This is a genomic window from Hydrogenophaga sp. L310 (assembly GCF_055703065.1).
This window is the reverse complement of the sequence record NZ_JBVPZA010000001.1, coordinates 432,996-455,171: the sequence shown is the minus strand read 5'-3', so window position 1 is coordinate 455,171 and position 22,176 is coordinate 432,996. Positions and strand designations below refer to the sequence as shown.

Here is a 22,176-nt window from a genome sequence, read left to right as displayed (position 1 = left end):
TGCAAGGCAATGGCAACGACCTGTTACCAGTGCGACCGTCTATCCCCCGATCACGACCGTCCGACGGTTCTCCTTCATCAGTCCATTTCGATGGGTTCGCCGAACTCGAACACGCCCGGGTGACGCACCGGGTCCACCCTCACCGGGATCACCGACTTGGGCGGGTACTTGCCTTCCAGCAGCAACTTCGAGAGCGGGTTCTCGATGCGCTGCTGGATCGCGCGCTTCAAGGGTCGGGCGCCAAACACCGGGTCGAACCCGACTTTGGCCAGTTCTTCGAGGGCCGCCGGCGCCACTTCCAGACGCAGGTCCATCTTCTGCAGTCGCGCCTGCAGGGCTTTCAGCTGGATCGCGGCGATGGACGCGATGTGCTGTGCGTCGAGCGCGTGGAACACCACGGTCTCGTCGATGCGGTTCAAGAACTCGGGCCGGAAGTGGTCCTTGAGCTCGCCCCACACGGCTTCCTTGATGTCGTCGTAGGGCTGGCCGACCATGGCCTGGATCAGGTGCGAACCGATGTTGCTCGTCATCACGATCACGGTGTTCTTGAAGTCCACGGTGCGACCCTGGCCATCGGTCAGGCGACCGTCGTCCAGCACCTGCAACAACACGTTGAACACGTCCGGATGCGCCTTCTCCACCTCGTCGAGCAGCAGCACGCTGTAGGGCTTGCGGCGCACCGCTTCGGTCAGATAGCCGCCCTCCTCGTAGCCCACGTAGCCCGGCGGCGCGCCGATCAGGCGGGCCACGGAGTGTTTCTCCATGAACTCGCTCATGTCGATGCGGATCAGGTGGTCTTCGCTGTCGAACAGGAAGCCCGCCAGCGCCTTGCACAGCTCGGTCTTGCCCACGCCGGTTGGGCCGAGGAAAAGGAAGGAACCGGTCGGGCGGTTCGGGTCGCTCAGGCCCGAGCGCGAGCGGCGGATGGCGTTGGCCACGGCCGAGATCGCTTCATCCTGCCCCACCACGCGGGTGTGCAGCTTGTCTTCCATCACCAGCAGCTTGTCACGCTCGCCCTGCATCAGCTTGGCCACGGGAATGCCGGTGGCGCGCGCCACGACCTCTGCGATCTCTTCGGCGCCGACCTGGGTGCGCAGCAGTTGCGGACCCACACCCGCGCCGCCCTTGGCCTTGCCGGACTCTTTCTCCTGCGCTTCCATGAGCTGCTTTTCCAGCTCGGGCAGCTTGCCGTATTGCAACTCGGCCACCTTGGCCAGGTCGCCCTTGCGGGTCAGGCTCTCGATCTGCTGGCGCAGCTGGTCGATCTCTTCGCGCACCTGCGCGCTGCCCTGGGCGGTGGCCTTTTCGGACTTCCAGATTTCGTCCAGATCGGCGATCTCTTTCTGCAGCTTGGTGATCTCTTCTTCGATCAAGGTCAGCCGTTTCTGCGAAGCCTCGTCCTTTTCTTTCTTCACCGCTTCGCGCTCGATCTGCAGCTGGATCAGCCGGCGGTCGAGCTTGTCCATCACCTCGGGCTTGGAGTCGAGTTCGATCTTGATCTTGGCCGCGGCCTCGTCGATCAGGTCGATCGCCTTGTCGGGCAGGAAACGGTCGGTGATGTAGCGGTGGCTGAGTTCGGCCGCGGCGACGATGGCCGGGTCGGTGATGTCCACGCCGTGGTGCACCTGGTAGCGCTCCTTCAGGCCGCGCAGGATGGCGATGGTCGCCTCCACCGTCGGCTCGCCGACCAGGATTTTCTGGAAGCGGCGCTCCAGCGCGGCGTCTTTTTCGATGTACTTGCGGTATTCGTCCAGCGTGGTCGCGCCCACGCAGTGCAGCTCGCCGCGCGCCAGCGCGGGCTTGAGCATGTTACCGGCGTCCATCGCGCCTTCGGCCTTGCCCGCTCCCACCATGGTGTGCAGCTCGTCGATGAAAACGATGGTCTGGCCTTCGTCCTTGGCCAGTTCGTTCAGCACGGTCTTCAGGCGCTCTTCAAACTCGCCGCGGAACTTGGCGCCGGCCAGCAGCGCGGCCATGTCCAGGCTCAGCACGCGCTTGCCCTTGAGCGAATCCGGCACTTCGCCGGCCACGATGCGCTGCGCGAGGCCTTCGACGATCGCGGTCTTGCCCACGCCGGGCTCGCCGATCAGCACCGGGTTGTTCTTGGTGCGGCGCTGCAGCACCTGGATGGCGCGGCGGATCTCGTCATCACGACCGATCACCGGATCGAGCTTGCCCAGGCGGGCGCGCTCGGTCAGGTCCATGGTGTATTTCTTCAGCGCTTCGCGCTGGCCCTCGGCCTCGGGGCTGTCCATCTTCTGGCCGCCGCGCACGGCCGTGATGGCGCTTTCCAGGCTCTTGCGGGTCAGCCCGTTTTCGTTCGCGATGCGGCCGATATCGCCCTTCTGGTCGGCCACGGCGAGCAGGAACAGCTCGCCGGCGATGAACTCGTCACCGCGCTTGATGGCTTCCCTTTCGGTGGCCTGCAACAGCTTGGCCAGATCGGAGCCGACCTGCACCTGCTCCTGTCCCTGCACTTCGGGCAGGCGCTTCACAGCCGCCTCGGCGGCCTTGGCCAGGCCCTGAACGTTCACGCCAGCGCGCTGCAGCAGCGACTGCGGGCCGTCGGCCTGGCGCAGCATGGCCAGCAGCAGATGGGCCGGATCGATGTAGGCGTTGTCGTTGCCGAGCGCCAGGGTCTGGGCTTCGCTCAGGGCTTCCTGGAACTTGGTGGTGAGTTTGTCGAGTCGCATGAAAGAGCTCTCCGGAAAATTTGATTACCCGGCATTTGGAGCGATTCCCCGGGTTTTCAAGGTGGTTTTTCCAGCTTGCGCCCGCGTGCACCACATCGTCTTGACGCAGATCAGCCGATACCCGCCCTTTGGGGGCCGTCTGGACCGGCGCCGCTCAACGGCGCCAGTAGGCGTAGGTCCAGGCGGTGGTCAAGCCCAGCCGGCGGTACAGCGCGAGCGCCGGCCCGTTGTCCGCCACGACCTGGAGAAACACCCGGTGAATCCCGCGGCGCAAGGCCTCTTCGGCCATGGCCTGCAACACCCGCCCGGCCAGGCCCCGGCCCCGGTGCGAGGCGGCGGTGCGCATGCCGTGCACGCTGAGCCAGCCGTGGCCGTAGGCCGCGGCCCCGCAGGCCACCGTCTGCCCGTCTTCGCGCAGGCTGGCAAACAGCGTCCCGGTGGCCCGGCTCAGCGAGCGGGCACGGCTCGCACCGTCCACCGGATCCAGGCCTTCGCCCAGGAACATCGCCATCCAGGCGGCGTCGGGCGTGTCCGCCAGGTCCGCCACCGGCCCGGTCTGCGCCATCAGCAAGTCCTGCACGCGGCCACACTGCGTCAGCGTGGGCTGGGCGCGCGCGAAGCCCCGCGCTTGCAGCCCCTGGTGCAGGGCTTCGAAGGCCGGTCCATCAGGCAGGCGGAAGGCCGGCACGAAACCCTGGGCAGCGTAGCGGTCGAGGATGTCGTCGAGCACCGCCGGGTCGGCATTGCCATGGCTCAGGGGGACAGCGCTGCGGGCACGGCCCACCGTGCCGCTGTCCATGGGCAGCAGCCAGCCGGGCAGCGACTCCACGCGCTCGGGCGACACGGCGTCGAGCGTGGCGCGTTCAATGGCTTCGATGTCGGCGTCGGAAAGGATCGTGGGCGCCATGTCAATAAGGGCTGTCAGGCGTTCTGACTCTGAATGCCCCACTTGGCCAGCGCCGCGTCATCGCTGACCCGCGCATCCACCCAACGTGCACCCTCCGGCGTCTGTTCTTTCTTCCAGAACGGCGCCTGGGTCTTGAGGTAGTCCATCAGGAACTCGCAGGCCTGGAAGCTCTCGCCCCGGTGCGCGGAGGTCACGGCGACCAGCACGATCTGGTCCAGCGGCTGCAGCAGGCCGACGCGGTGAATCACGCGCGCGGCGTAGATGTCGAAGCGTTTGAACGCCTCGTCGATCATGGCCTCGATGCTCTTCTCGGTCATGCCCGGGTAGTGCTCCAGCTCCATGGTGCTGATGCTCTGGCCATCGTTGCGGTCACGGACCGTGCCAACGAAGGTGCAGATGGCACCCACGCGCTTGTCCTGCTCGCGCAGCCGGGCGACTTCGGTGCTGAGGTCGAAGTCCTGGGTCTGGATGCTGACGCGGGCGTTCATGGTCAGCCTCCGGTCACGGGCGGGAAAAAGGCCACTTCCGCGCCCTCGCTGAGCGCGGCGGCTTCGTCGGTCATGGTCTGGTTGAGCGACACGCGCACCGCCCGGCCACGCGCCAGCGCCTCGGCATAGCCCCCGCCCCGCGCGATCAGTTCGTCGCGCAGGACGGTCAGCGTGCCGGCCGCCGTGTCCAGCGACTCGCTGCCGGTGCCGACGGATTCGCGGATGGAGGCGAAATAGCGCAGTTGAATCTTCACGGGATAGGCCTTCAGAGCAGCAGGTCGGCAAAAGAAAGATAGGACACCAGATCGTCCCGGGCGATGGTGGTGCCAGCCGGGTTGTCGACCAGACCGTCGCCCCAGACCGCGGACGTCAACACGCCCGAACTCTGGTTGGGAAACAGGTCCAGCCCGCCGGCGGCGTTGCGGCGCACGCGCAGGAATTCGCGGCGCTTGTCGGCGCGCGGCAGGTCGAAGTGGGCGGGCAGCTTCACCGGTTGCAGATCCGGCGCCTCGGCACCCTGCAGCCGCAGCAGGAAGGGTCGCACCAGCAGCAGGAAGGTGACGAAGCTGGACACCGGGTTGCCCGGCAGACCGATGAAGTGGCAGGGCTGCGCCGCTTCCGAGCCTGCGCCAGCATCGCGCCGCACCGTGCCGTACGCGAACGGCTTGCCCGGCTTCATGGCGATCTGCCACAGGTCGAGGCTGCCCAGCTGCTGAACGGACGGCTTGATGTGGTCCTCTTCGCCCACCGAGACACCGCCGCTGGTGAGGATCAGGTCGTGGTGGTCGGCCGCGGTCTTGAGCGCAGCCAGTGTCAGGTCGCGCTTGTCCGGCACGATGCCGAGGTCGCTCACCTCGCAGCCCAGCCGCTGCAGCAGCGTGCGCAGAAAGAAACGGTTGGAGTTGTAGATCGCGCCGGGCTTCATGTCCTGGGGAGCCACCTCGCCCGGCATCACGAGTTCGTCGCCGGTGGAAAACAGGGCCACGCGCGGACGCACCATCACCGGCAGCTGGGCACAGCCGATGCTGGCCGCCAGCCCCAGGCTGGCCGGGGAAAGCCGGGTCCCGCGCGGCAAGACCACCGCCCCACGCGTCACGTCTTCGCCGGCACGACGCACCCATTGGCCAGCGGCCGGCACGGCGTCAATGTGCACCGCATGCAGATTGCCGCCGACCTCGCGGGTGTCCTCCTGCATCACCACCGCATCGGCACCCGCGGGCATGGGCGCACCCGTGAAGATGCGCGCACACGTTCCGGGCCGCAACGGCTCGGCGGCATGACCGGCCGCGATGCGCTGCGACACCGCCAGCACCTTGCCGGCTTCGGTCACGTCGGCCGCGTTGACGGCATACCCGTCCATCGAAGAGTTGTCCTGCGGCGGCACCTGCAAGCCTGAAACCAGATCACTGGCCAGCACGCGGCCATCGGCCTCGAACGTGGCCACCGTCTCGACCCGCGGCAACGGAACGACCCGCGCGAGCAGGTCGGTCAGCGCGGTGTCCAGCGCCATCAAGGGGGCCCGGGCGGGCGGTGCAGAAACGTTCATGGCGTCAGGGTCGGTGGGTGGGCATGTCCGCCGGGTCAGATGTAGGCCTCGGGAACATAGTCAAAACGGTCTTCATTGTCGAGCAGCCAGCCGGCCACGGCAGCGGCGTCGTTCAAATTCAGCACCGGGCGCAGGGTGGTCTGCGGCAATTGATCGGCGCTGTCGGTGGCGATGGCGGCGACAAAGGGATCGTCCGGGTACAGCACGGGCTTGCCGGTGGCCGCACGCCAGACCTCGACCTTGAGCAGGTTGCTGTCGCGGTAGCCCTCGACCAGCACCCAGTCCACACCCGGGTGCAGCGTGCGAATCACGTCGTGGACCGTCAGCTCCACCGGCCGCTCGAATTCGCGCATCAGCACCAGACGCTGCGGCGACGCGGCCACCACCTCGTAGGCTCCGGCCTCGCGATGGCGCCAGGTGTCCTTGCCGGGGTGGTCCATTTCAAAGCCATGGTGCACATGTTTGACCACCGAGACCCGCAGGCCCCGCTGACGCAGGACGGGGATCAGCTGTTCAAGCAGCGTGGTCTTGCCCGCACCGGAAAAACCTGCAAAGCCGACGACTTTCATGCCCGCTGCCGACGCCCGGGCATCACGCCGCGGGGCAATGCTGGGTGATGTAGCGCTGCACCGCCGCCGTGTCCGCCGGCATCACCTGCACGCGCTTGGGCAGGGCTTCGATGCCGTCGAACTTGGCGGGCCGGTCGGGCTGGCGCCCCAGCGCCTCGACGATGGTCTCGGCGAACTTGATGGGCAAGGCGGTTTCCAGCACGATCATCGGCGTCGCCGCATTCAAATGCTCGCGCGCCACCTTCACGCCGTCGGCGGTGTGGGTGTCGATCATCACGCCGAAGCGCTCGAAGGTGTCCTTGATGGTGGCCAGGCGGTCGGCGTGGGTGCTCTTGCCGCTGACAAACCCGTAGTGGCTCGCGGCTTCGGCAAACACCGGGTCGGCGCCCAGATCAAAACGGCCGTCCTTGCTCAACGCCTCGCCAAACAGCGCCTTCACGCGCGCGCCGTCGCGGCCCAGCAGGTCAAACACGAAACGTTCGAAGTTGCTGGCCTTGGAGATATCCATCGACGGACTGGAGGTCTCGTGCGTGTCGGCGCTGGCGCGCACGCGGTAGACGCCGGTGCGGAAGAACTCATCGAGCACGTCGTTTTCATTCGTCGCCACCACCAGCGTCTGGATCGGCAGGCCCATCTGGCGTGCCACATGGCCGGCGCAGACGTTGCCGAAGTTGCCACTGGGCACGGTGAAGTTCACCTTCTGATCGTTCGACGTGGTCGCCTGGAAATAGCCGGCGAAGTAATACACCACCTGGGCTAACAGGCGTGCCCAGTTGATCGAGTTGACGGTGCCGATCTTGTAGTGGCGCTTGAAGGCCAGGTCGTTCGACACGTTCTTGACGATGTCCTGGCAGTCGTCGAACACGCCTTCAATGGCGATGTTGTGGATGTTCTCATCCATCAGGCTGAACATCTGTGCCTGCTGGAACGGGCTCATGCGGCCGTGCGGGCTGAGCATGAAAACGCGCACGCCGTGCTTGCCGCGCATCGCGTACTCTGCCGCGCTGCCGGTGTCGCCAGACGTTGCCCCCAGGATGTTGAGCTCTTCACCGCGGCGCGCCAGTTCGTATTCGAACAGGTTGCCCAGCAACTGCATGGCCATGTCCTTGAAGGCCAGCGTCGGGCCGTTGGACAAGGCTTCGAGGTAGAAGCCGTCTTCCAGCTGCTTCAGCGGCACGATGGCCGCAGAGCCGTACACCGCTTCGGTGTAGGTCTTGTCGCACAGCGCCTTCAGGTCGGCCGCGGGGATGTCGTCGATGTAGAGCGACAGCACCTCAAACGCCAGCGCGGCGTAACCACCGGCCGCTCCGCCATTGAACACGCCGCGCCAGCGCGCCAGCGTGGCCGCTTCCACCTGCGGGTAACGCTCGGGCAAATACAGACCACCATCAGGCGCCAGGCCTTCCAGCAGGATTTCGCAGAAGTGCTTGCGGTCCGGGTGACCGCGGGTGGAGAGGTACAGCATCTCAGTTCAGTTCTTCCTTGCGGATGCGCGTGATCGGTGCCAGCACCGAAGGCAGCGCCTGCATCTGCGCGAGCACGTCGTTCATGACGCCTTCACGGATGTCGTGCGTGAGGATGATCAGGTCGGTCTGGGTCGAACCTTCGCCGCCCACTTCGTCGGCCTCGCGCTGCAGCACCGCGTCGATGCTGATGCCGGCATTGGCCAGCAAGCCCGTCACCTTGGCCAGCACGCCGGCTTCGTCGGCCACGCGCAGGCGCAGGTAGTAGCTGGTCACCACCTCGCTCATCGGCAACACGCTCAAGTCACTCATCTTGTCGGGCTGGAACGCCAGGTGCGGCACGCGGTGCAGGGGGTCGGCGGTGTGCAGGCGGGTGATGTCCACCAGATCGGCGATCACGGCCGAGGCGGTGGGCTCGCTGCCCGCACCCTTGCCGTAGTACAGCGTGGTGCCCACGGCATCGCCCTGCACCACCACCGCGTTCATCGCACCTTCCACGTTCGCGATCAGGCGCTTGGACGGTACCAGGCTCGGGTGCACGCGCAGCTCGATGCCCTTGTCGGTGCGCTTGGTGATGCCCAGCAGCTTGATGCGGTAGCCGAGTTGTTCGGCGTATTTGATGTCGGTGGCGCCGAGTTGGGTGATGCCCTCCACGTAGGCCTTGTCGAACTGCACCGGGATGCCGAAGGCGATCGCGCTCATGAGCGTGACCTTGTGCGCCGCATCCACGCCCTCGATGTCGAAGGTCGGGTCGGCCTCGGCGTAGCCCAGGCGCTGCGCTTCCTTGAGCACAACGCCGAAGTCCAGCCCCTTGTCGCGCATCTCTGACAGGATGAAGTTGGTGGTGCCGTTGATGATGCCGGCGATCCACTGGATGCTGTTGGCGGTGAGGCCTTCGCGCAGCGCCTTGATGATGGGAATGCCACCAGCCACGGCCGCTTCGAACGCCACCATCACGCCCTTGGCTGAAGCCGCAGCAAAAATCTCGGTGCCGTGCACAGCGAGCAAAGCCTTGTTGGCGGTCACCACGTGTTTGCCGGCCGCAATCGCTTCCATCACCAAGGCCTTGGCGATGCCGTAGCCACCGATGAGCTCGATGACGATGTCGATATCGGGGTTGGCGATCACGGCGCGCGCGTCGTTCACCACCTGCACGCCGGGGCCGACGATGCCCTGGGCACGCGTCACGTCAAGGTCGGCCACCATGGTGATCTCGATGCCACGGCCGGCGCGGCGCTTGATTTCTTCCTGGTTGCGCTGCAGCACGTGGAACGTGCCGCTGCCCACGGTGCCTATACCCAGCAGGCCTACTTGGATCGGTTTCATCGTTGTTAACTCTCGGCTTCAAAAATATCGGTGCCAGGCCATGACCTGAGGTGCCCAGTTTAGGGAGCCGCCAGAGTGGCGGTGTTGCCCATTGCGGGGGCGATTGATGCGTGTGCGGACGCATGGCGCTTGCGCCAGCCTTCGAAGAACTTGGCCACGCGGCCAATGGCTTCGCGCAGATCGTCCTCGTGCGGCAGGAAAACGATGCGGAAGTGCTGGTTGTCCGGGTAGTTGAAGCCCGAGCCCTGCACCAGCATCACGCGGGTTTCCTGCAGCAGCTCCAGGAACAGCTGCTGGTCGTCTTCAACCGGATACATCGCCGGGTCAAGGCGCGGGAACATGTAGAGCGCCGCCGTCGGCTTGACGCAGCTCATGCCCGGAATGGCGGTGATCAGTTCGTAGGCCAAGTCGCGCTGGCGGCGCAGCCGACCACCTTCACACACCAGATCGTTGATGCTCTGGTAGCCTCCGAGCGCGGTCTGGATCGCCCACTGGCCCGGCACGTTGGCACACAGGCGCATGTTCGAGAGCATGTTCAGGCCCTCAATGTAGTCCCGGGCCGGCTTCTTGTTGCCCGAGACGATCATCCAGCCCGCGCGGTATCCGCAGGAGCGGTAACTCTTGGACAGCGAATTGAAGGTCAGCGTCAGCACGTCTTCCGACAGGCTGCCCATGGCGGTGTGTTTCACGCCGTCGTAGAGCACCTTGTCGTACACCTCGTCGGCAAAGATCACCAGGCCGTGCTCGCGCGCGATCGCCACGATCGCCTGGAGCAGTTCGTCGGAATAGAGCGCGCCGGTCGGGTTGTTCGGATTGATGACCACAATGCCCTTGGTCGCGGGCGTGATCTTGCGGCGGATGTCGTCCAGATCGGGCATCCAGCCGTTGGACTCGTCGCACAGGTAGTGCACCGGCGTGCCACCCGAGAGGCTGACCGCCGCCGTCCACAGCGGGTAGTCGGGCGATGGCAGCAGCAGCTCGTCGCCATCGTCGAGCAAGGCGTTGGTGGCCATCACGATCAGCTCACTGGCGCCGTTGCCGAGGTAGATGTCATCCAGCGTCACGCCCTTGACGCCCTGTTTCTGCGTCTCGTGCATCACCGCCTTGCGCGCCGCAAAAATGCCCTTGCTGTCCGAGTACCCCGCCGAGTTCGGCAGGTTGCGGATCATGTCCTGCTGGATTTCCTCGGGGGCATCAAAACCAAACACTGCCAGGTTGCCAATGTTCAGGCGGATGATCTTGTGGCCCTCTTCTTCCATCTGGCGCGCCGCGTCCATGATGGGACCGCGGATGTCATAGCAGACGTTGGCGAGCTTGGCGGATTTTTGGATGGTTTTCAAAGTCCCTCCCGCTTGGGGGCCGTAGAAAGAGGTGGAGAGCCGGGCTATGGCGCTGGGCGCTATATTACGGTGCGTCTTGTAGGGAAAACCTACAATTTGACCACAGTTTTACACCGTATCCGTGCACGCTCCGCCCCATTCCTGCGCCCGACTTTCCCATGAAACTGCACGCTGACAAGCCCGATCTGCACACCATCAACGCTTACGGCGATGGATGGATCGCGATCAACGGTCAGCGCCACACGCAAAGCCTCATCCTCGCGTCGTCCGGGGAATTGCTGCCGTGGGCCTGCGAGCGGTTCGAAGACCTGGAACCCGCGCATTTCGAGCAACTGCTGAGCTGCTCGCCTGTAAAGCCCGAGCTGGTGGTGTTTGGCAGTGGCCCGCGCCTGCGGTTCGTGCGTCCGGGCATGCTGGAGTGCCTGATCAACCAGCGTATTGGCGTGGAAACCATGGACACCCTGGCGGCCTGCCGCACCTACAACATCCTCGCCGGCGAAGGCCGGCGGGTGCTGGCCGCCCTGCTGATTGGCACCTGAATACACGGGTACCGAGCGGTCCATTCGGGTCCATCCTCGGCCCGGCAACGCTGTTCAGGGTAAAATACTGGATTGTTTCCTGCCTCGACAGCCATTGGGCGCACGCCGCCCGTGGCGTGCTCGATGCACACGGGAAGCCAACGAATCACCACCAACTTACGTCAGGGGTCCACGCAGTATGGCAGTCGTTGTCAACAAACCCATTCCCGAATTTGAAGCCCTGGCCACCAGCGGCATCAAAGTCAGCAACCAGACTCACCTCGGCCAGACCGTTGTGCTGTATTTTTACCCGAAAGACAACACGCCCGGCTGCACCACCGAGGCCATGCAGTTCCGTGACAAGTACAAAGACTTCGTCAAGGCTGGGGCCCATGTGTTCGGCGTCTCGCGCGACAACATGAAGTCGCACGATGACTTCAAAACCAAGCTTGAACTGCCGTTCGAACTGATCGCCGACACGGAAGAAAAAATGTGCCACATGTTTGGCGTGGTCAAGAACAAGATCATGTACGGCAAAAAAGTCAAGGGCATCGAACGCAGCACCTTCCTGATTGGCGCCGATGGCGTGCTCAAGGAGGAATGGCGCGGCCTGAAGGTGCCGGGCCATGTTGAAGACGTGCTGAAAGCCGTCAAGGCCCTGAAAAAGGCCGTTTGAGCTTAACCACACCGCCGGTGGCGGTGGAATTTGACCGCCATATGGCTCGTGCATAATGGGTTCATGACATTGGGAAGATCTTTCGCCCGCCCCTCTTTCACTGCCCTCAGCAGCCCAAAAAGCCGCCCGGTTTCCCCGGCGGCTTTTTGCTTTCCGGCCCAGCGCTGAACCTCCAAGCCCTCCATGCCACTGCCACCTGCCCCCTCCAAACGCGCCGCCCTGCTCGCCTCCGATGCCTACAGCCTCAGGGCATCAGAAGAATTGATCAGCTTTTCTCCAGAACCCGAGCGAGCGGTTTCTCCCTTGCGTGCCGCTCCTGCGGCACCCGCCAACGAGGCGACGACTTCAAAAGCCGGTGCGCGCTCCCGTGGCCGGGAGCGCAAGCCAGAGTTGGCTCCGGTGCCATCCCAACCTGCCGTGCGTGGGCCATCTCCCGCCGCCCCGGCAGCCGAACGCCAACCGGTCGAATTCCGTGCGCCCCAGCCAACGGGCAAACCACCGATCGGCAGCGAGACCGTGTCGCGCGCTTCGCCCGTGGCCAGCAACCGCCGCGCAGGGCGCGCCAAATCCGGCGGGTCAACCGGACCGGCCCGTTTGTTCGTCCTGGACACCAACGTGCTGCTGCACGACCCGATGAGCCTGTTCCGCTTCGAGGAACACGACATCTTCCTGCCCATGATCGTGCTCGAAGAACTCGACGGCCACAAGAAGGGCATGACGGAAGTCGCCCGCAACGGCCGCCAGACCAGCCGCACGCTCGATGCCCTGGTCGCACAGCAAGGCGGCGACATGACACGCGGCCTCAAGCTCTCGGCCACCGGCCACCTGTCTGCGCGCGGCTTGCTGTTTTTCCAGACCGAACCGCTGGACGCCCAGTTGCCCGCCAGCCTGCCCCAGGGCAAGGCCGACAACCAGATTCTGGGCGTGGTTCACGCCCTGCGCGACAAGCACCCTCAGCGCGAAGTGATCCTGGTGTCCAAGGACATCAACATGCGGGTCAAGGCCCGTGCGCTGGGCCTGGCCGCCGAGGACTACCAGAACGACAAGACCCTGGATGACGGTGAACTGCTCTACGCCGGTGCCTTGGCCCTGCCGCAGGACTTCTGGACCCGCCAGAGCAAGACGATCGAGAGCTGGGCCAGCGGCAGCCACACCTTCTACCGCGTCAGCGGTCCGGCGGTGAGCCAGTTCTACATCAACCAGTTTGTGTACTTCGAAGCGCCCGGCGAACCCTCGCTGTACGCCCGCGTGACCGAAATCCGGGACAAAACCGCGGTCCTCAAGACGCTCAAGGACTTCACGCACCTGAAAAACGCGGTCTGGGGCGTCACCAGCCGCAACCGCGAACAGAACTTCGCGCTCAACATCCTGATGGACCCCGAGGTCGATTTCGTCACCCTGGCCGGCACGGCCGGCACCGGCAAGACACTGATGGCCCTGGCCAGCGGCCTGACGCAGGTGCTGGATGACCGCCGCTACACCGAAATCATCATGACCCGCGCCACCGTGAGCGTGGGTGAAGACATCGGTTTCCTGCCCGGCACCGAAGAAGAAAAGATGGGCCCCTGGATGGGCGCGCTCGACGACAACCTGGAGTTCCTGGCCAAGGGCGACGGCGGCAACGCTGGCGAATGGGGCCGCGCCGCCACCAACGAACTGATCCGCAGCCGCATCAAGGTCAAGAGCATGAACTTCATGCGCGGTCGCACCTTCATGAACAAGTACGTGATCATCGACGAGGCGCAGAACCTGACGCCCAAGCAGATGAAGACGCTGATCACCCGAGCGGGCCCGGGCACCAAGATCATCTGCATGGGCAACCTGGCGCAGATCGACACGCCGTACCTCACCGAGGGTTCTTCGGGCCTGACCTACGCCGTGGACCGCTTCAAGGGCTGGCCGCACGGTGGGCACATCACGCTCGCGCGCGGCGAACGTTCGCGACTGGCCGACTTCGCCAGTGAAGTCCTCTGATCGGGCCTCAACCGGCCCCAAAGAAAAACCCGGCCATGCCGGGTTTTTCTTTGAAAGGTCGGAGGCTCAGAAATCGCCACCGCCCGCGAGGCTCTCGAAACGTGTGAGCGTGTTCAGGAAGGTCAGCTTCACGGTACCTGTCGGTCCGTTGCGCTGCTTGCCGATGATGATCTCGGCCACGCCCGGCTCCTTGCAGGCGTCCTTGGTGTAGTACTCGTCGCGGTAGATGAACATGATGATGTCCGCATCCTGCTCGATGGCGCCGGACTCGCGCAGATCGCTCATCATGGGGCGCTTGTCGGTGCGGGTTTCAACCGAGCGGTTGAGCTGAGAGAGCGCGATCACCGGGCACTGCAGCTCCTTGGCCAGCATCTTCAGGCCCCGCGAGATTTCGCCGAGTTCGGTCGCCCGGTTGTCACCGCCGTCGGAACTGGAGCCACTCATGAGCTGAAGATAGTCAACCACGATCAGGCCCAGCTTGCCGCACTGACGCGAAAGGCGCCGCGCGTTGGCGCGCAGCTCGCTCGGGGTCAGGCCCGGGGTTTCGTCGATGTGCAGCGACACGTTGCGCAGCTTCTCGATCGCTTCGGTCAGGCGCGGCCACTCGTCGTCGGTGAGCTTGCCGGTTCGCAGGTGGCCCTGGTTGATGCGGCCGATGGAGCCGACGATACGCACCGCGAGCTGGGACGCGCCCATTTCCATGGAGAACACCGCCACCGGCAGACCTTCGTTGAGCGCCACGTGCTCGGCGATGTTGATGGCGAACGCCGTCTTGCCCATGGAGGGGCGCGCGGCCAGCACCACCAGGTCGCCCGCCTGCAGGCCCGAGGTCATGCGATCCAGATCGATGAAACCGGTGGGCACGCCCGTCACGTCCATCGGGTTGTCGGCCATTTCCTGCACACGGTCCAGCAGCTCGACCACGAGCGTGTCCATGCCCTGGAAGCCCTCCTTCATGCGCGAGCCTTCTTCGCCGATCTTGAAGATCTTCTGCTCGGCTTCGTCCAGGATCTTGGCGACCTGCCGGCCCTGCGGATTGAAGGCCGCGGTGGCGATTTCGTCGCTGGCAGCGACCAGTTTGCGCAGGATGGCGCGTTCGCGCACGATCTCGGCGTAGCGGCGGATGTTGGCCGCGCTGGGCACGTATTGCGCCAGCGAGTTCAGGTAGGCCAGGCCACCGGCCTCGTCGGCCTTGCCCAGGTTCTGCAGGTGTTCAAACACCGTGACCACGTCGGCCGGCTTGCTGGCGTTGACCAGCGAGGCGATGGCGGAATACGTCAGACGGTGTTCGTAGCGGTAGAAGTCGGAATCGTTGACCAGATCGGCCACGCGGTCCCAGGCGTGGTTGTCGAGCAGCAGGCCACCCAGCACACTGGATTCGGCCTCGATGGAATGCGGAGGAACACGCAGCTGGGCGATCTGCCGGTCGGCACCGAAATCGACCTCGTCAAGTCCGGCATCAAACGAAGAAAGGGGGCTGGAGAATGCGGTTGACATGGCTTTCCTGAAGTAGCGCCAATGGTACGTCCGGGGCACCGGCCTGTCAGGGGACAAGTCTGTGGACAACCCGTGAACTTCCGGGGGAGATCGTGGGACAAGTCCGGCCAAAGCGCCAACGTGGCCGGCAGAAATAAAAAAGCCGCCAGCCCGAGGGCGGCGGCTTCCGGTTCCACGCCCGACAGCAAGCTGCCGGGGATGGCGGGAGCGATCAGGCGGTTTCGCCGAGCACCGAAACAGCGACATCGATGGTGACGTCGGTGTGCAGGTTGACGCTCACGGTGTAGTCGCCAGCGTTCTTCAGCGGCCCGTTGGGCATGCGAACTTGCGACTTGGTCACAGCGAAGCCTTGTTTGTTCAGCTCTTCGGACACGTCGTGGTTGGTGACGGAGCCAAACAGGCGACCGTCCACACCGGCTTTTTGCGACAGCTTGATGGTCACAGCAGCCAGCTTTTCACCCAGTGCCTGGGCTTCAGCCAGCTTGGCAGCCGCCACTTTTTCGAGTTCCGCGCGGCGGGCTTCGAATTCGGCGATGGCGTTTTGCGTGGCGCGGCGGGCACGACCGGACGGGATCAGGAAGTTGCGGGCGTAGCCGTCCTTGACCTTGACCACATCGCCCAGGGCGCCGAGATTGACAACTTTGTCGAGCAGGATGATTTGCATGTCAGGCTCTCTTTCAGACGCGGTGCTGGTCGCTGTAAGGCAGCATGGCCAGGAAGCGTGCGCGCTTGATGGCCGTGTTGACCTGGCGCTGGTAGAAGGCGCGGGTGCCGGTCAGGCGCGCGGGGATGATCTTGCCGTTTTCGGCGATGAAGTCACGCAGGACATCGATGTCCTTGTAGTCGACTTCTTCGACGTTCGCCACGGTGAAGCGGCAGAAGCGCTTGCGCTTGAACAGCAGCGATTGGGTGTTGCGCTTGGGGCGCTTGTCTTTGTTGAAACGTTTCGGTGCAGCCATGATGGGCCTTTCCTATGTCTTGCTGAAATCTTGGATATGAAACACGACGCCTTTGCCGTTGCGTGCATTCGTCAGGAAACCGTGAAACTCGCAAACCGATTCCAGCCCCTGTCGGGACAGTGTTTCGGCCTGGGCACCGAAGGCCACAGCCCTCAGTTGCAGTTTCACCAGTCGAGGGGTGTCCATTTCCGTGACCGTCGACTCGTGCTCCAGCACGAGATTGACAGCCGGGATGCCGGCCGGGGTGTAGCGCAGGCTTTGTACCTGCACGACCACGGCGGACAACTGGAACCGGTTGACCGCTGACGACGACACGCCCTTGGTCAGGCGGCTTGGGCTCGCGGTTCCTGGCTGGCGTGGGGGGCGGGTTGGGCCTTGCGGGCTTCTTCACGCTCGACCGACTTCATCATGCTCGAAGGGCCGGTTTCGGCTTTCTTCTTCAGCACGGTCAGGTGGCGCAGCACGGCGTCGTTGAACTTGAAGGCGTGCTCCAGCTCAGCCATCACAGCCTGATCGGCCTCGATGTTGACACACAGGTAGTGGGCTTTGGACAGCTTGTTGATCTGGTAAACCATCTGACGACGGCCCCAGTCTTCCACGCGGTGGATCTTGCCGCCGCCGGCCGTGATCATGCCCTTGTAGCGCTCCAGCATGGCTGGAACCTGTTCGCTTTGATCCGGATGGATCAGCAAAACGATTTCGTAATGACGCATAGACTCTCCTTTTGGATAAAAAAGCCGCCCCCAGCGTCTGTTTGGGGTGCAGCAAGGCAAGCCCGTGATTCTAGCAAAGAACCAGGGTGGTTGTAAAACGGACTTGGTTTGCTCCATCCATCCCGAAGCCGAGCAATGACTCCGGGGGCCTACCGCCGGGGATAGCGCACGTACTCCACCAGGTCCTGCACTTCGCGGCTGGGCGGCGGCGTGACCAGGCTCACCAGAATGATCACGGCGAAGCCCAGTGGGACGCCAAACACGCCGGCTGAAATCGGCAGGATGCCGAACCAGAGCTCCACCGGTGAGGTGACCCCAAACACATCGCGCAACCACGGCTGTGTGGTCACCATGTAGTAGAACGTGACGCCCAGACCCGCGATCATGCCCAGGGCCGCGGCAATGCCGGTGGCGCGTTTCCAGAAGATGCCCAGCACGAGTGCCGGGAAAAACGCCGCCGCGGCGAATGAAAACGCGGCCGAGACGAGGAACAGGATGTCCGCCGGCTTCTGCGCCGCCACGTACGCCGCGACCAGGGCCACCATGAGCAGCAGCACCTTGGAGATGGTGACCCGGCGCGCGGTGGACGCGTTGGGGTCGATCATCTTGTAGTAGAGGTCGTGCGACAGGGCGTTGGCGATGGTCAGCAGCAGGCCATCGGCGGTGGACAGCGCCGCGGCCAGCCCCCCGGCGGCCACCAGACCGGAGATCACGTAAGGCAAGCCACCAATCTCTGCGGTGGCCAGCACGATGATGTCGCCGCCGATGGACATTTCGTTGAGCTGCAACAACCCGTCCTGGTTGATATCGGTCACCGACAGCAACGAGGGGTCCACCTTGTTCCAGGCGGAAACCCACTGCGGCAACTGGTCGAACGGGGTGCCGATGAGCACATGGAACACCTCGAACTTCACCAGCACGGCCAGCGCCGGTGCGGTGAAGTACAGCAGGAAGATGAAAAACAGCGACCAGGTCACCGATTGCCGGGCTTCCTTCACGCTGGGCACGGTGTAGTAGCGCATCAGGATGTGGGGCAGCGCTGCGGTGCCCACCATGAGGCAGAAGATCAGCGCCAGGAAGTTTCGGCGCGATTCGTCGTAGGTCTGTCGGTCCTCGGCGTTTCCGTCGGGATCTCCGGCAAACTGGGCCGCATGGGGCGGCATGCCGTTGAGCGGCAACGACTTGGTGTCGGCTTCGACCTTGGCGCGGTTCCAGGTGACCCGGGCCGAGGCTGCATCTCGCGGCAGGGCCGACAAAGCCTTTTCGGCGGCCGATATCTGCGCCGACGGCGCATTCGCCGTGCGCAATCCGGCGAGTTTTGCCTCGGCGGCTGCCTTGGCGGCCACCAGGGCGGCTGCGGGGTTCTCCAGCCGAGCGGCGAGTTCGATCGCGCGTGCCTTGTAGATCTCGCGCACGGCCAACTCTTTGGGATCGTTCGCGAGCAGCTTTTCCTTGGCCGTCACCTTTTCAAGCTGAAACCCGTAGATGGCCTGGGGTACCGGAACCCCCGTCTGTTTGACGGACAGCCACACCACCGGCAGCATGTAGGCCACGATCAGCACGATGTATTGCGCCACCTGGGTCCAGGTCACGGCGCGCATGCCCCCCAGGAACGAGCACACCAGGATACCGCCCAGTCCGAGGAAGATTCCGAGCTCGAAAGCCACGCCGGTCAGGCGCGAAGTGATCAGGCCCACACCCGATATCTGGGCCACCACATAAGTGAATGAACACAGGATGGCCGCAGCAATCCCGAGCAGGCGCGGCAGGTTGCCGCCATAGCGCTCGCCCAGGAAGTCGGGGATGGTGAACTGACCAAACTTGCGCAGGTATGGCGCCAGCAGCAGGGCCACCAGGCAATAGCCGCCTGTCCAGCCCATGATGAAAGCCAGGCCGCTGTAGCCCGTGAGGTAGAGGGTGCCGGCCATGCCGATGAACGATGCGGCCGACATCCAGTCCGCGCCGGTGGCCATGCCGTTGTAGACGGCGGGCACCCGGCGGCCGGCGACGTAGTACTCGGTGGCGTCTGTCGTGCGGCTCATGATGCCGATGCCCGCGTAGAGACCGATCGTGGCGAGCAGGAAGATGAAACCGATCCAGTCGCGCGGCAGACCCATCTGCTCCAGCACGGCCAGTGTGACCACAAACAGGGCGAACCCCCCCGTGTACCAGAGGTACACCTTGTTGAGCTGCTGCTTGAACGTCTTGCCGGCGGCGATGTCGCTGGCGCTGCGGCGGGATTCGGGTCGACCGGTCATGGCTTAGGGCCTGTCCTCATCCACCCCGTGCTCGATGTCGAGCCGGTTCATGTACCACGCGTAGAACCCGATGATGAGGCAATACACCACCAGAGCGCCCTGCGCCCCCACCCAGAAGCTGAAGGGCCAGCCGAAAAAATTGAAGTTCAGATCGCGGGCGAAGTAACTCACCACGAAGGTCACGAGAAACCAGATCGCCAGCAGGACGGCCGTGATGTTCAGGTTTTTCCGCCAGTAGCGGCGGTGGTTCTCGGTGGGTTCCATGGGATCCATTGGTTTCTTCAACAACGTCTGGCTGCCATCACGTCCGCCACGCGGTGAGGGCTAACAACCGGGCCTCAGGCACGGACGGCCCCCAGGCCGGTCTCGCGCTCCAGCTGGGCTGCCACACGCGGCTCAAACCCGCGCAGGTGGAGAATGATTTTTTCGGCTTCTTCAGGCGCCTGCAGATCCACCTGCACCCGGGCCATCTGGTACCAGCCATAGGGGTTCATGGGTTGCAGCTCGGTGTTCTTGCGCAGCGCCAGCAGGGCTTCGTCCAGGCGCTGCTGGGCGATGAGGCTGAGCGACAGGCCGTACCACGCCCGGTCCAGCCGGGGATCGAGGGCGATCGCACGGCGGAACGCCACCTCGGACGCCGCCAACAGGCCCAGCGATTCGCACACATAGCCCAGATTGAACCAGCCGTCCGCCCGCTCAGGGTGCAGCCGCTCCAGCAGTCGCTGCGCAGCGGTTGGGTCGCCCAGGTTGGCGTGGAGGTGTGCGCCCGTGGCCAGAGAAAACGCGTCCGAGGGATGGGCATCGAGGCGACGCAAGACCTGCGCAAGCGCCTGCCGCTCCAGTCCGAACATCAACAGCAACCGGATCTGCCATCGCCCCAACCGAGAGAGAAGCCACGCCTTCATCGACACAGCTGCACCCCGATATCAAGGCAGTGGGCAATCTTGGCCGCCGTGGCCGCCAGCCAGACAAAACCCAGGATCAGAAAGGCCACCAGCGGTCGGTGGCGCTCGAGCACCACCCGTGGCGTCACCCAACCAGCCAGCTGGACAAATGGCCGGGCTATCTGCTGCAGCAGCTGGTAGAAGAGGTTCTGTGCCCGACGCTGGCCCGCCAGCAAACCCAACACCCATTGCCCGAGCAGCGCCAGCAGGGCGATTTCGGCAACGAGTTTGACGGCAGAGAGGAAGATCAACATGCGAGGCTCAGGACAGGGTGGCGCCATTCTGGATTTCGAGCTTACCAAGTTCTTACAGAATCATCGACATCGCCCGTGACACAGGTCAAACGCCAACAGGGTATACCCGCGATAGCCCCTTCTCGCGGGGTGTAGCATGCTCGACACGCATCCCAACAGGTCCAGGACATGAGTGCATCCGCCCGCAAATCCCCTTCTCTCACCACCACCATCGAAGACCATCGTGTGTTCGGCCGGTTGCCTTCCGGCGCCCAGGCTTCGCTGGCCAAAGCCCTGACGGTTCAACGGTACGAGGCGGGTGCACGCGTGGCAGACGGCGAGGCGTTCACGACCCATCTTTACTGGCTCATCGATGGCACCGTGGAGTTGCAGGACGCCGATGGTCAACCGATGCTCGGCTTGCAAGCAGGCGAGTTCTTTGGCCTGGACCAGGGCGCGGACCTGATGGTCAGCTCGGCGGTGGCCCTGAGTGCCTGCAGCATCGCGCAACTGGAGCACGCCACCCTGAAGGCGCTGCGTCAGGAGGCCCCTGCCCTGGCCTATTTTCTGCCCCGGGGTGCGGGCAGCCCGCGCACATCCGGTGCCAGCACCGGAACAGAGACCGACCCCGCGCTCAACCTGATGACCACGCCGGTGCGCGCGCTGATCAAACGCGCGCCCATCACCCTGCCCCCGCAAACCAGCGTCCGTGAGGCGGCGCAGGTCATGAGCGAGAAGCGGGTGTCGTCGGTCCTGATCGTGGAACAGGGCCACCTCTTCGGCCTGATCACCGACCGCGACCTGCGCAACCGCGTGATCGCCGCCGGCATGGACACATCACGCCCGATCATGGACATCGCCACGCTGGCCCCCATGACCATCGACGTGCAGAACCCGGCCTTTGATGCGCTGCTGCTCATGGCGCGCCACAACATCCACCACGTGCCGGTGCTCGATGGCCAGCGCATCGTCGGCATGATCACCGCCACCGACCTGACCGAACAGCACAGCACCTCGGCCGTGTACCTGGCGGGCGACATCTACAAACAATCCAGCATCGAAGGCCTGCAGCAGGCCAGCACCAAGATCAAGCGCCTGCAGCAAAGCCTGGCCTCGGCCCAGGCATCGGCCTACAGCACCGGCCACATCATCACCGCCATCACCGACGCCATCACCAGCCGGCTGCTGCAACTCGGCGAAGCCCGGTTTGGCCCGGCGCCGGTGGGCTATGTGTGGGTGGCGGCCGGTTCCCAGGCGCGCAGCGAACAGACCGCAAAGTCCGACCAGGACAACTGCATGGTGCTCGACGACAGCTACGACGAGGCGCAACACGGCGCCTACTTCAAAGCCCTGGCCCAATTCGTCTGCGACGGGCTGGACGCCTGCGGCTACGTGTACTGTCCCGGCGAAATGATGGCCATGACCGACACCTGGCGCCAGCCGAGCCGGCGCTGGGCCGAGTACTTCGCACGCTGGACCGGCCAGCCCGATCCCAAGTCACTGATGCTCACCTGCGTGTTCTTCGACCTGCGCGCGGTGCACGGCAATGCCCGGCTGCTCGACGAACTGCGCCACGATGTGCTCGAACGCACCAAGGGCAACAGCATCTTCCTTGCCCACATGGTGGGCAACGCGCTCACGCACCAGCCACCACTGGGCATGTTCAAGGGCATCTCGAGCATCCGCAGCGGCGAGCACAAAGGCACCATCGACCTCAAGCACACCGGCGTGGTGCCCATCGTCGACCTGGCGCGGGTTTACGCGCTGGCCGGTGGCGACGACGCTGTCAACACCCACGACCGGCTGCTGAGTGCCGCAGCGGGCGGCTCCATCAGCGAACAGAGCGCCCGCGACCTGCGCGATGCGCTGGAGTTTCTGGCCTTCACCCGCATACAGCACCAGGCCCGCCAGATCGCCGCCGGCCTGGACCCCGACAACTACCTGAATCCGGACGACATCTCCAACTTCGAACGCACCCAGCTCAAGGACGCCTTCACGGTCGTCCAGTCACTGCAAAGCGTGCTGGGCCAGCGCTATCACTTTTGACCCTCCCGCGCCGCGCCTGAGAACGC

22 protein-coding genes are annotated in these 22,176 nt (G+C 64.5%); 4 read left to right on the top strand and 18 right to left on the bottom strand.

Features of this window, described 5'->3' with window-relative positions:
* Positions 1 to 77: 77 nt before the first annotated feature.
* The 9 genes from clpB to AC0GNO_RS02150 all read right to left on the bottom strand — a co-directional run bounded on the left by clpB (position 78) and on the right by AC0GNO_RS02150 (position 10,332).
* Positions 78 to 2,693: an ATP-dependent chaperone ClpB gene (gene clpB, locus AC0GNO_RS02190; RefSeq protein ID WP_472902775.1), complete on the bottom strand. Its 2,616-nt coding sequence runs from the start codon at positions 2,691 to 2,693 to the stop codon at positions 78 to 80.
* A gap of 154 nt (positions 2,694 to 2,847) precedes the next feature.
* Complete coding sequence (locus tag AC0GNO_RS02185) at positions 2,848 to 3,600, bottom strand: GNAT family N-acetyltransferase (RefSeq protein ID WP_472887219.1); 753 nt, start codon at positions 3,598 to 3,600, stop codon at positions 2,848 to 2,850.
* Positions 3,601 to 3,614: 14 nt separating this feature from the next.
* Entirely contained in the window at positions 3,615 to 4,088 is a 474-nt protein-coding gene (moaE, locus tag AC0GNO_RS02180) for a molybdopterin synthase catalytic subunit MoaE (protein ID WP_290966480.1), read from the bottom strand.
* Positions 4,089 to 4,090: 2 nt separating this feature from the next.
* A complete protein-coding gene (locus tag AC0GNO_RS02175; RefSeq protein ID WP_472887221.1) occupies positions 4,091 to 4,342 on the bottom strand; it encodes a MoaD/ThiS family protein in 252 nt (83 codons plus the stop codon).
* Positions 4,343 to 4,353: 11 nt separating this feature from the next.
* Positions 4,354 to 5,634: a molybdopterin molybdotransferase MoeA gene (locus AC0GNO_RS02170; protein ID WP_472902774.1), complete on the bottom strand. Its 1,281-nt coding sequence runs from the start codon at positions 5,632 to 5,634 to the stop codon at positions 4,354 to 4,356.
* 35 nt (positions 5,635 to 5,669) lie between these two features.
* Positions 5,670 to 6,203 (bottom strand): molybdopterin-guanine dinucleotide biosynthesis protein B, encoded by a 534-nt coding sequence (gene mobB / locus AC0GNO_RS02165; protein ID WP_472902773.1) that lies wholly within the window; start codon positions 6,201 to 6,203, stop codon positions 5,670 to 5,672.
* A gap of 22 nt (positions 6,204 to 6,225) precedes the next feature.
* On the bottom strand, positions 6,226 to 7,668 hold the full coding sequence (thrC, locus tag AC0GNO_RS02160) for a threonine synthase (RefSeq protein WP_472902772.1): 1,443 nt from the start codon (positions 7,666 to 7,668) through the stop codon (positions 6,226 to 6,228).
* Between the two features lies 1 nt (position 7,669).
* The gene (locus AC0GNO_RS02155) at positions 7,670 to 8,992 is read right to left on the bottom strand and encodes a homoserine dehydrogenase (protein ID WP_472902771.1); all 1,323 of its coding nucleotides are present in this window, start codon (positions 8,990 to 8,992) and stop codon (positions 7,670 to 7,672) included.
* Between the two features lie 59 nt (positions 8,993 to 9,051).
* On the bottom strand, positions 9,052 to 10,332 hold the full coding sequence (locus AC0GNO_RS02150; protein WP_472902770.1) for a pyridoxal phosphate-dependent aminotransferase: 1,281 nt from the start codon (positions 10,330 to 10,332) through the stop codon (positions 9,052 to 9,054).
* Positions 10,333 to 10,490: 158 nt separating this feature from the next.
* On the opposite strand from AC0GNO_RS02150, the gene AC0GNO_RS02145 reads away from it, so the two are divergent.
* The 3 genes from AC0GNO_RS02145 to AC0GNO_RS02135 all read left to right on the top strand — a co-directional run bounded on the left by AC0GNO_RS02145 (position 10,491) and on the right by AC0GNO_RS02135 (position 13,500).
* Positions 10,491 to 10,871: an Mth938-like domain-containing protein gene (locus tag AC0GNO_RS02145; protein ID WP_177139783.1), complete on the top strand. Its 381-nt coding sequence runs from the start codon at positions 10,491 to 10,493 to the stop codon at positions 10,869 to 10,871.
* Positions 10,872 to 11,049: 178 nt separating this feature from the next.
* On the top strand, positions 11,050 to 11,526 hold the full coding sequence (locus AC0GNO_RS02140) for a peroxiredoxin (RefSeq protein ID WP_305362684.1): 477 nt from the start codon (positions 11,050 to 11,052) through the stop codon (positions 11,524 to 11,526).
* Positions 11,527 to 11,709: 183 nt separating this feature from the next.
* Positions 11,710 to 13,500 (top strand): PhoH family protein, encoded by a 1,791-nt coding sequence (locus AC0GNO_RS02135; RefSeq protein WP_472902769.1) that lies wholly within the window; start codon positions 11,710 to 11,712, stop codon positions 13,498 to 13,500.
* 66 nt (positions 13,501 to 13,566) lie between these two features.
* Here AC0GNO_RS02135 and dnaB read toward each other — a convergent pair whose 3' ends face one another.
* The 9 genes from dnaB to AC0GNO_RS02090 form a co-directional block, all read right to left on the bottom strand.
* Positions 13,567 to 14,997 carry a replicative DNA helicase gene (gene dnaB, locus AC0GNO_RS02130; protein WP_472887228.1) on the bottom strand — a complete coding sequence of 477 codons (1,431 nt, stop codon included), beginning with the start codon at positions 14,995 to 14,997 and terminating at the stop codon, positions 13,567 to 13,569.
* Positions 14,998 to 15,208: 211 nt separating this feature from the next.
* On the bottom strand, positions 15,209 to 15,661 hold the full coding sequence (gene rplI / locus AC0GNO_RS02125; protein WP_472902768.1) for a 50S ribosomal protein L9: 453 nt from the start codon (positions 15,659 to 15,661) through the stop codon (positions 15,209 to 15,211).
* A 13-nt stretch (positions 15,662 to 15,674) separates the two neighbouring features.
* Complete coding sequence (gene rpsR, locus AC0GNO_RS02120; RefSeq protein WP_177139773.1) at positions 15,675 to 15,956, bottom strand: 30S ribosomal protein S18; 282 nt, start codon at positions 15,954 to 15,956, stop codon at positions 15,675 to 15,677.
* Positions 15,957 to 15,968: 12 nt separating this feature from the next.
* Complete coding sequence (priB, locus tag AC0GNO_RS02115) at positions 15,969 to 16,241, bottom strand: primosomal replication protein N (RefSeq protein WP_305723356.1); 273 nt, start codon at positions 16,239 to 16,241, stop codon at positions 15,969 to 15,971.
* Positions 16,242 to 16,279: 38 nt separating this feature from the next.
* Positions 16,280 to 16,669 carry a 30S ribosomal protein S6 gene (rpsF, locus tag AC0GNO_RS02110; RefSeq protein WP_305362689.1) on the bottom strand — a complete coding sequence of 130 codons (390 nt, stop codon included), beginning with the start codon at positions 16,667 to 16,669 and terminating at the stop codon, positions 16,280 to 16,282.
* Positions 16,670 to 16,818: 149 nt separating this feature from the next.
* A complete protein-coding gene (locus tag AC0GNO_RS02105; protein WP_472902767.1) occupies positions 16,819 to 18,927 on the bottom strand; it encodes a sodium:solute symporter family protein in 2,109 nt (702 codons plus the stop codon).
* Between the two features lie 3 nt (positions 18,928 to 18,930).
* Positions 18,931 to 19,191: a DUF4212 domain-containing protein gene (locus tag AC0GNO_RS02100; protein ID WP_472902766.1), complete on the bottom strand. Its 261-nt coding sequence runs from the start codon at positions 19,189 to 19,191 to the stop codon at positions 18,931 to 18,933.
* 74 nt (positions 19,192 to 19,265) lie between these two features.
* On the bottom strand, positions 19,266 to 19,778 hold the full coding sequence (locus tag AC0GNO_RS02095) for a tetratricopeptide repeat protein (protein WP_472902765.1): 513 nt from the start codon (positions 19,776 to 19,778) through the stop codon (positions 19,266 to 19,268).
* Between the two features lie 50 nt (positions 19,779 to 19,828).
* Entirely contained in the window at positions 19,829 to 20,125 is a 297-nt protein-coding gene (locus tag AC0GNO_RS02090; protein WP_472902764.1) for a hypothetical protein, read from the bottom strand.
* 168 nt (positions 20,126 to 20,293) lie between these two features.
* Between AC0GNO_RS02090 and AC0GNO_RS02085 the strand changes: the two genes are divergently transcribed.
* On the top strand, positions 20,294 to 22,150 hold the full coding sequence (locus AC0GNO_RS02085; protein WP_472887234.1) for a putative nucleotidyltransferase substrate binding domain-containing protein: 1,857 nt from the start codon (positions 20,294 to 20,296) through the stop codon (positions 22,148 to 22,150).
* Positions 22,151 to 22,176 lie beyond the last annotated feature (26 nt).

Bases quoted from the DNA above. Each gene is read 5' to 3' on its own strand.
- AC0GNO_RS02085 (WP_472887234.1), top strand. From the start codon at position 20,294: ATGAGTGCATCCGCCCGCAAATCCCCTTCTCTCACCACCACCATCGAA.
- AC0GNO_RS02095 (WP_472902765.1), bottom strand. From the start codon at position 19,778: ATGTTCGGACTGGAGCGGCAGGCGCTTGCGCAGGTCTTGCGTCGCCTC.
- AC0GNO_RS02105 (WP_472902767.1), bottom strand. From the start codon at position 18,927: ATGACCGGTCGACCCGAATCCCGCCGCAGCGCCAGCGACATCGCCGCC.
- rpsF (WP_305362689.1), bottom strand. From the start codon at position 16,669: ATGCGTCATTACGAAATCGTTTTGCTGATCCATCCGGATCAAAGCGAA.
- AC0GNO_RS02145 (WP_177139783.1), top strand. From the start codon at position 10,491: ATGAAACTGCACGCTGACAAGCCCGATCTGCACACCATCAACGCTTAC.
- AC0GNO_RS02140 (WP_305362684.1), top strand. From the start codon at position 11,050: ATGGCAGTCGTTGTCAACAAACCCATTCCCGAATTTGAAGCCCTGGCC.
- AC0GNO_RS02185 (WP_472887219.1), bottom strand. From the start codon at position 3,600: ATGGCGCCCACGATCCTTTCCGACGCCGACATCGAAGCCATTGAACGC.
- rplI (WP_472902768.1), bottom strand. From the start codon at position 15,661: ATGCAAATCATCCTGCTCGACAAAGTTGTCAATCTCGGCGCCCTGGGC.
- mobB (WP_472902773.1), bottom strand. From the start codon at position 6,203: ATGAAAGTCGTCGGCTTTGCAGGTTTTTCCGGTGCGGGCAAGACCACG.
- AC0GNO_RS02090 (WP_472902764.1), bottom strand. From the start codon at position 20,125: ATGTTGATCTTCCTCTCTGCCGTCAAACTCGTTGCCGAAATCGCCCTG.
- AC0GNO_RS02100 (WP_472902766.1), bottom strand. From the start codon at position 19,191: ATGGAACCCACCGAGAACCACCGCCGCTACTGGCGGAAAAACCTGAAC.
- AC0GNO_RS02155 (WP_472902771.1), bottom strand. From the start codon at position 8,992: ATGAAACCGATCCAAGTAGGCCTGCTGGGTATAGGCACCGTGGGCAGC.
- dnaB (WP_472887228.1), bottom strand. From the start codon at position 14,997: ATGTCAACCGCATTCTCCAGCCCCCTTTCTTCGTTTGATGCCGGACTT.
- moaE (WP_290966480.1), bottom strand. From the start codon at position 4,088: ATGAACGCCCGCGTCAGCATCCAGACCCAGGACTTCGACCTCAGCACC.
- AC0GNO_RS02135 (WP_472902769.1), top strand. From the start codon at position 11,710: ATGCCACTGCCACCTGCCCCCTCCAAACGCGCCGCCCTGCTCGCCTCC.
- AC0GNO_RS02170 (WP_472902774.1), bottom strand. From the start codon at position 5,634: ATGAACGTTTCTGCACCGCCCGCCCGGGCCCCCTTGATGGCGCTGGAC.
- clpB (WP_472902775.1), bottom strand. From the start codon at position 2,693: ATGCGACTCGACAAACTCACCACCAAGTTCCAGGAAGCCCTGAGCGAA.
- thrC (WP_472902772.1), bottom strand. From the start codon at position 7,668: ATGCTGTACCTCTCCACCCGCGGTCACCCGGACCGCAAGCACTTCTGC.
- rpsR (WP_177139773.1), bottom strand. From the start codon at position 15,956: ATGGCTGCACCGAAACGTTTCAACAAAGACAAGCGCCCCAAGCGCAAC.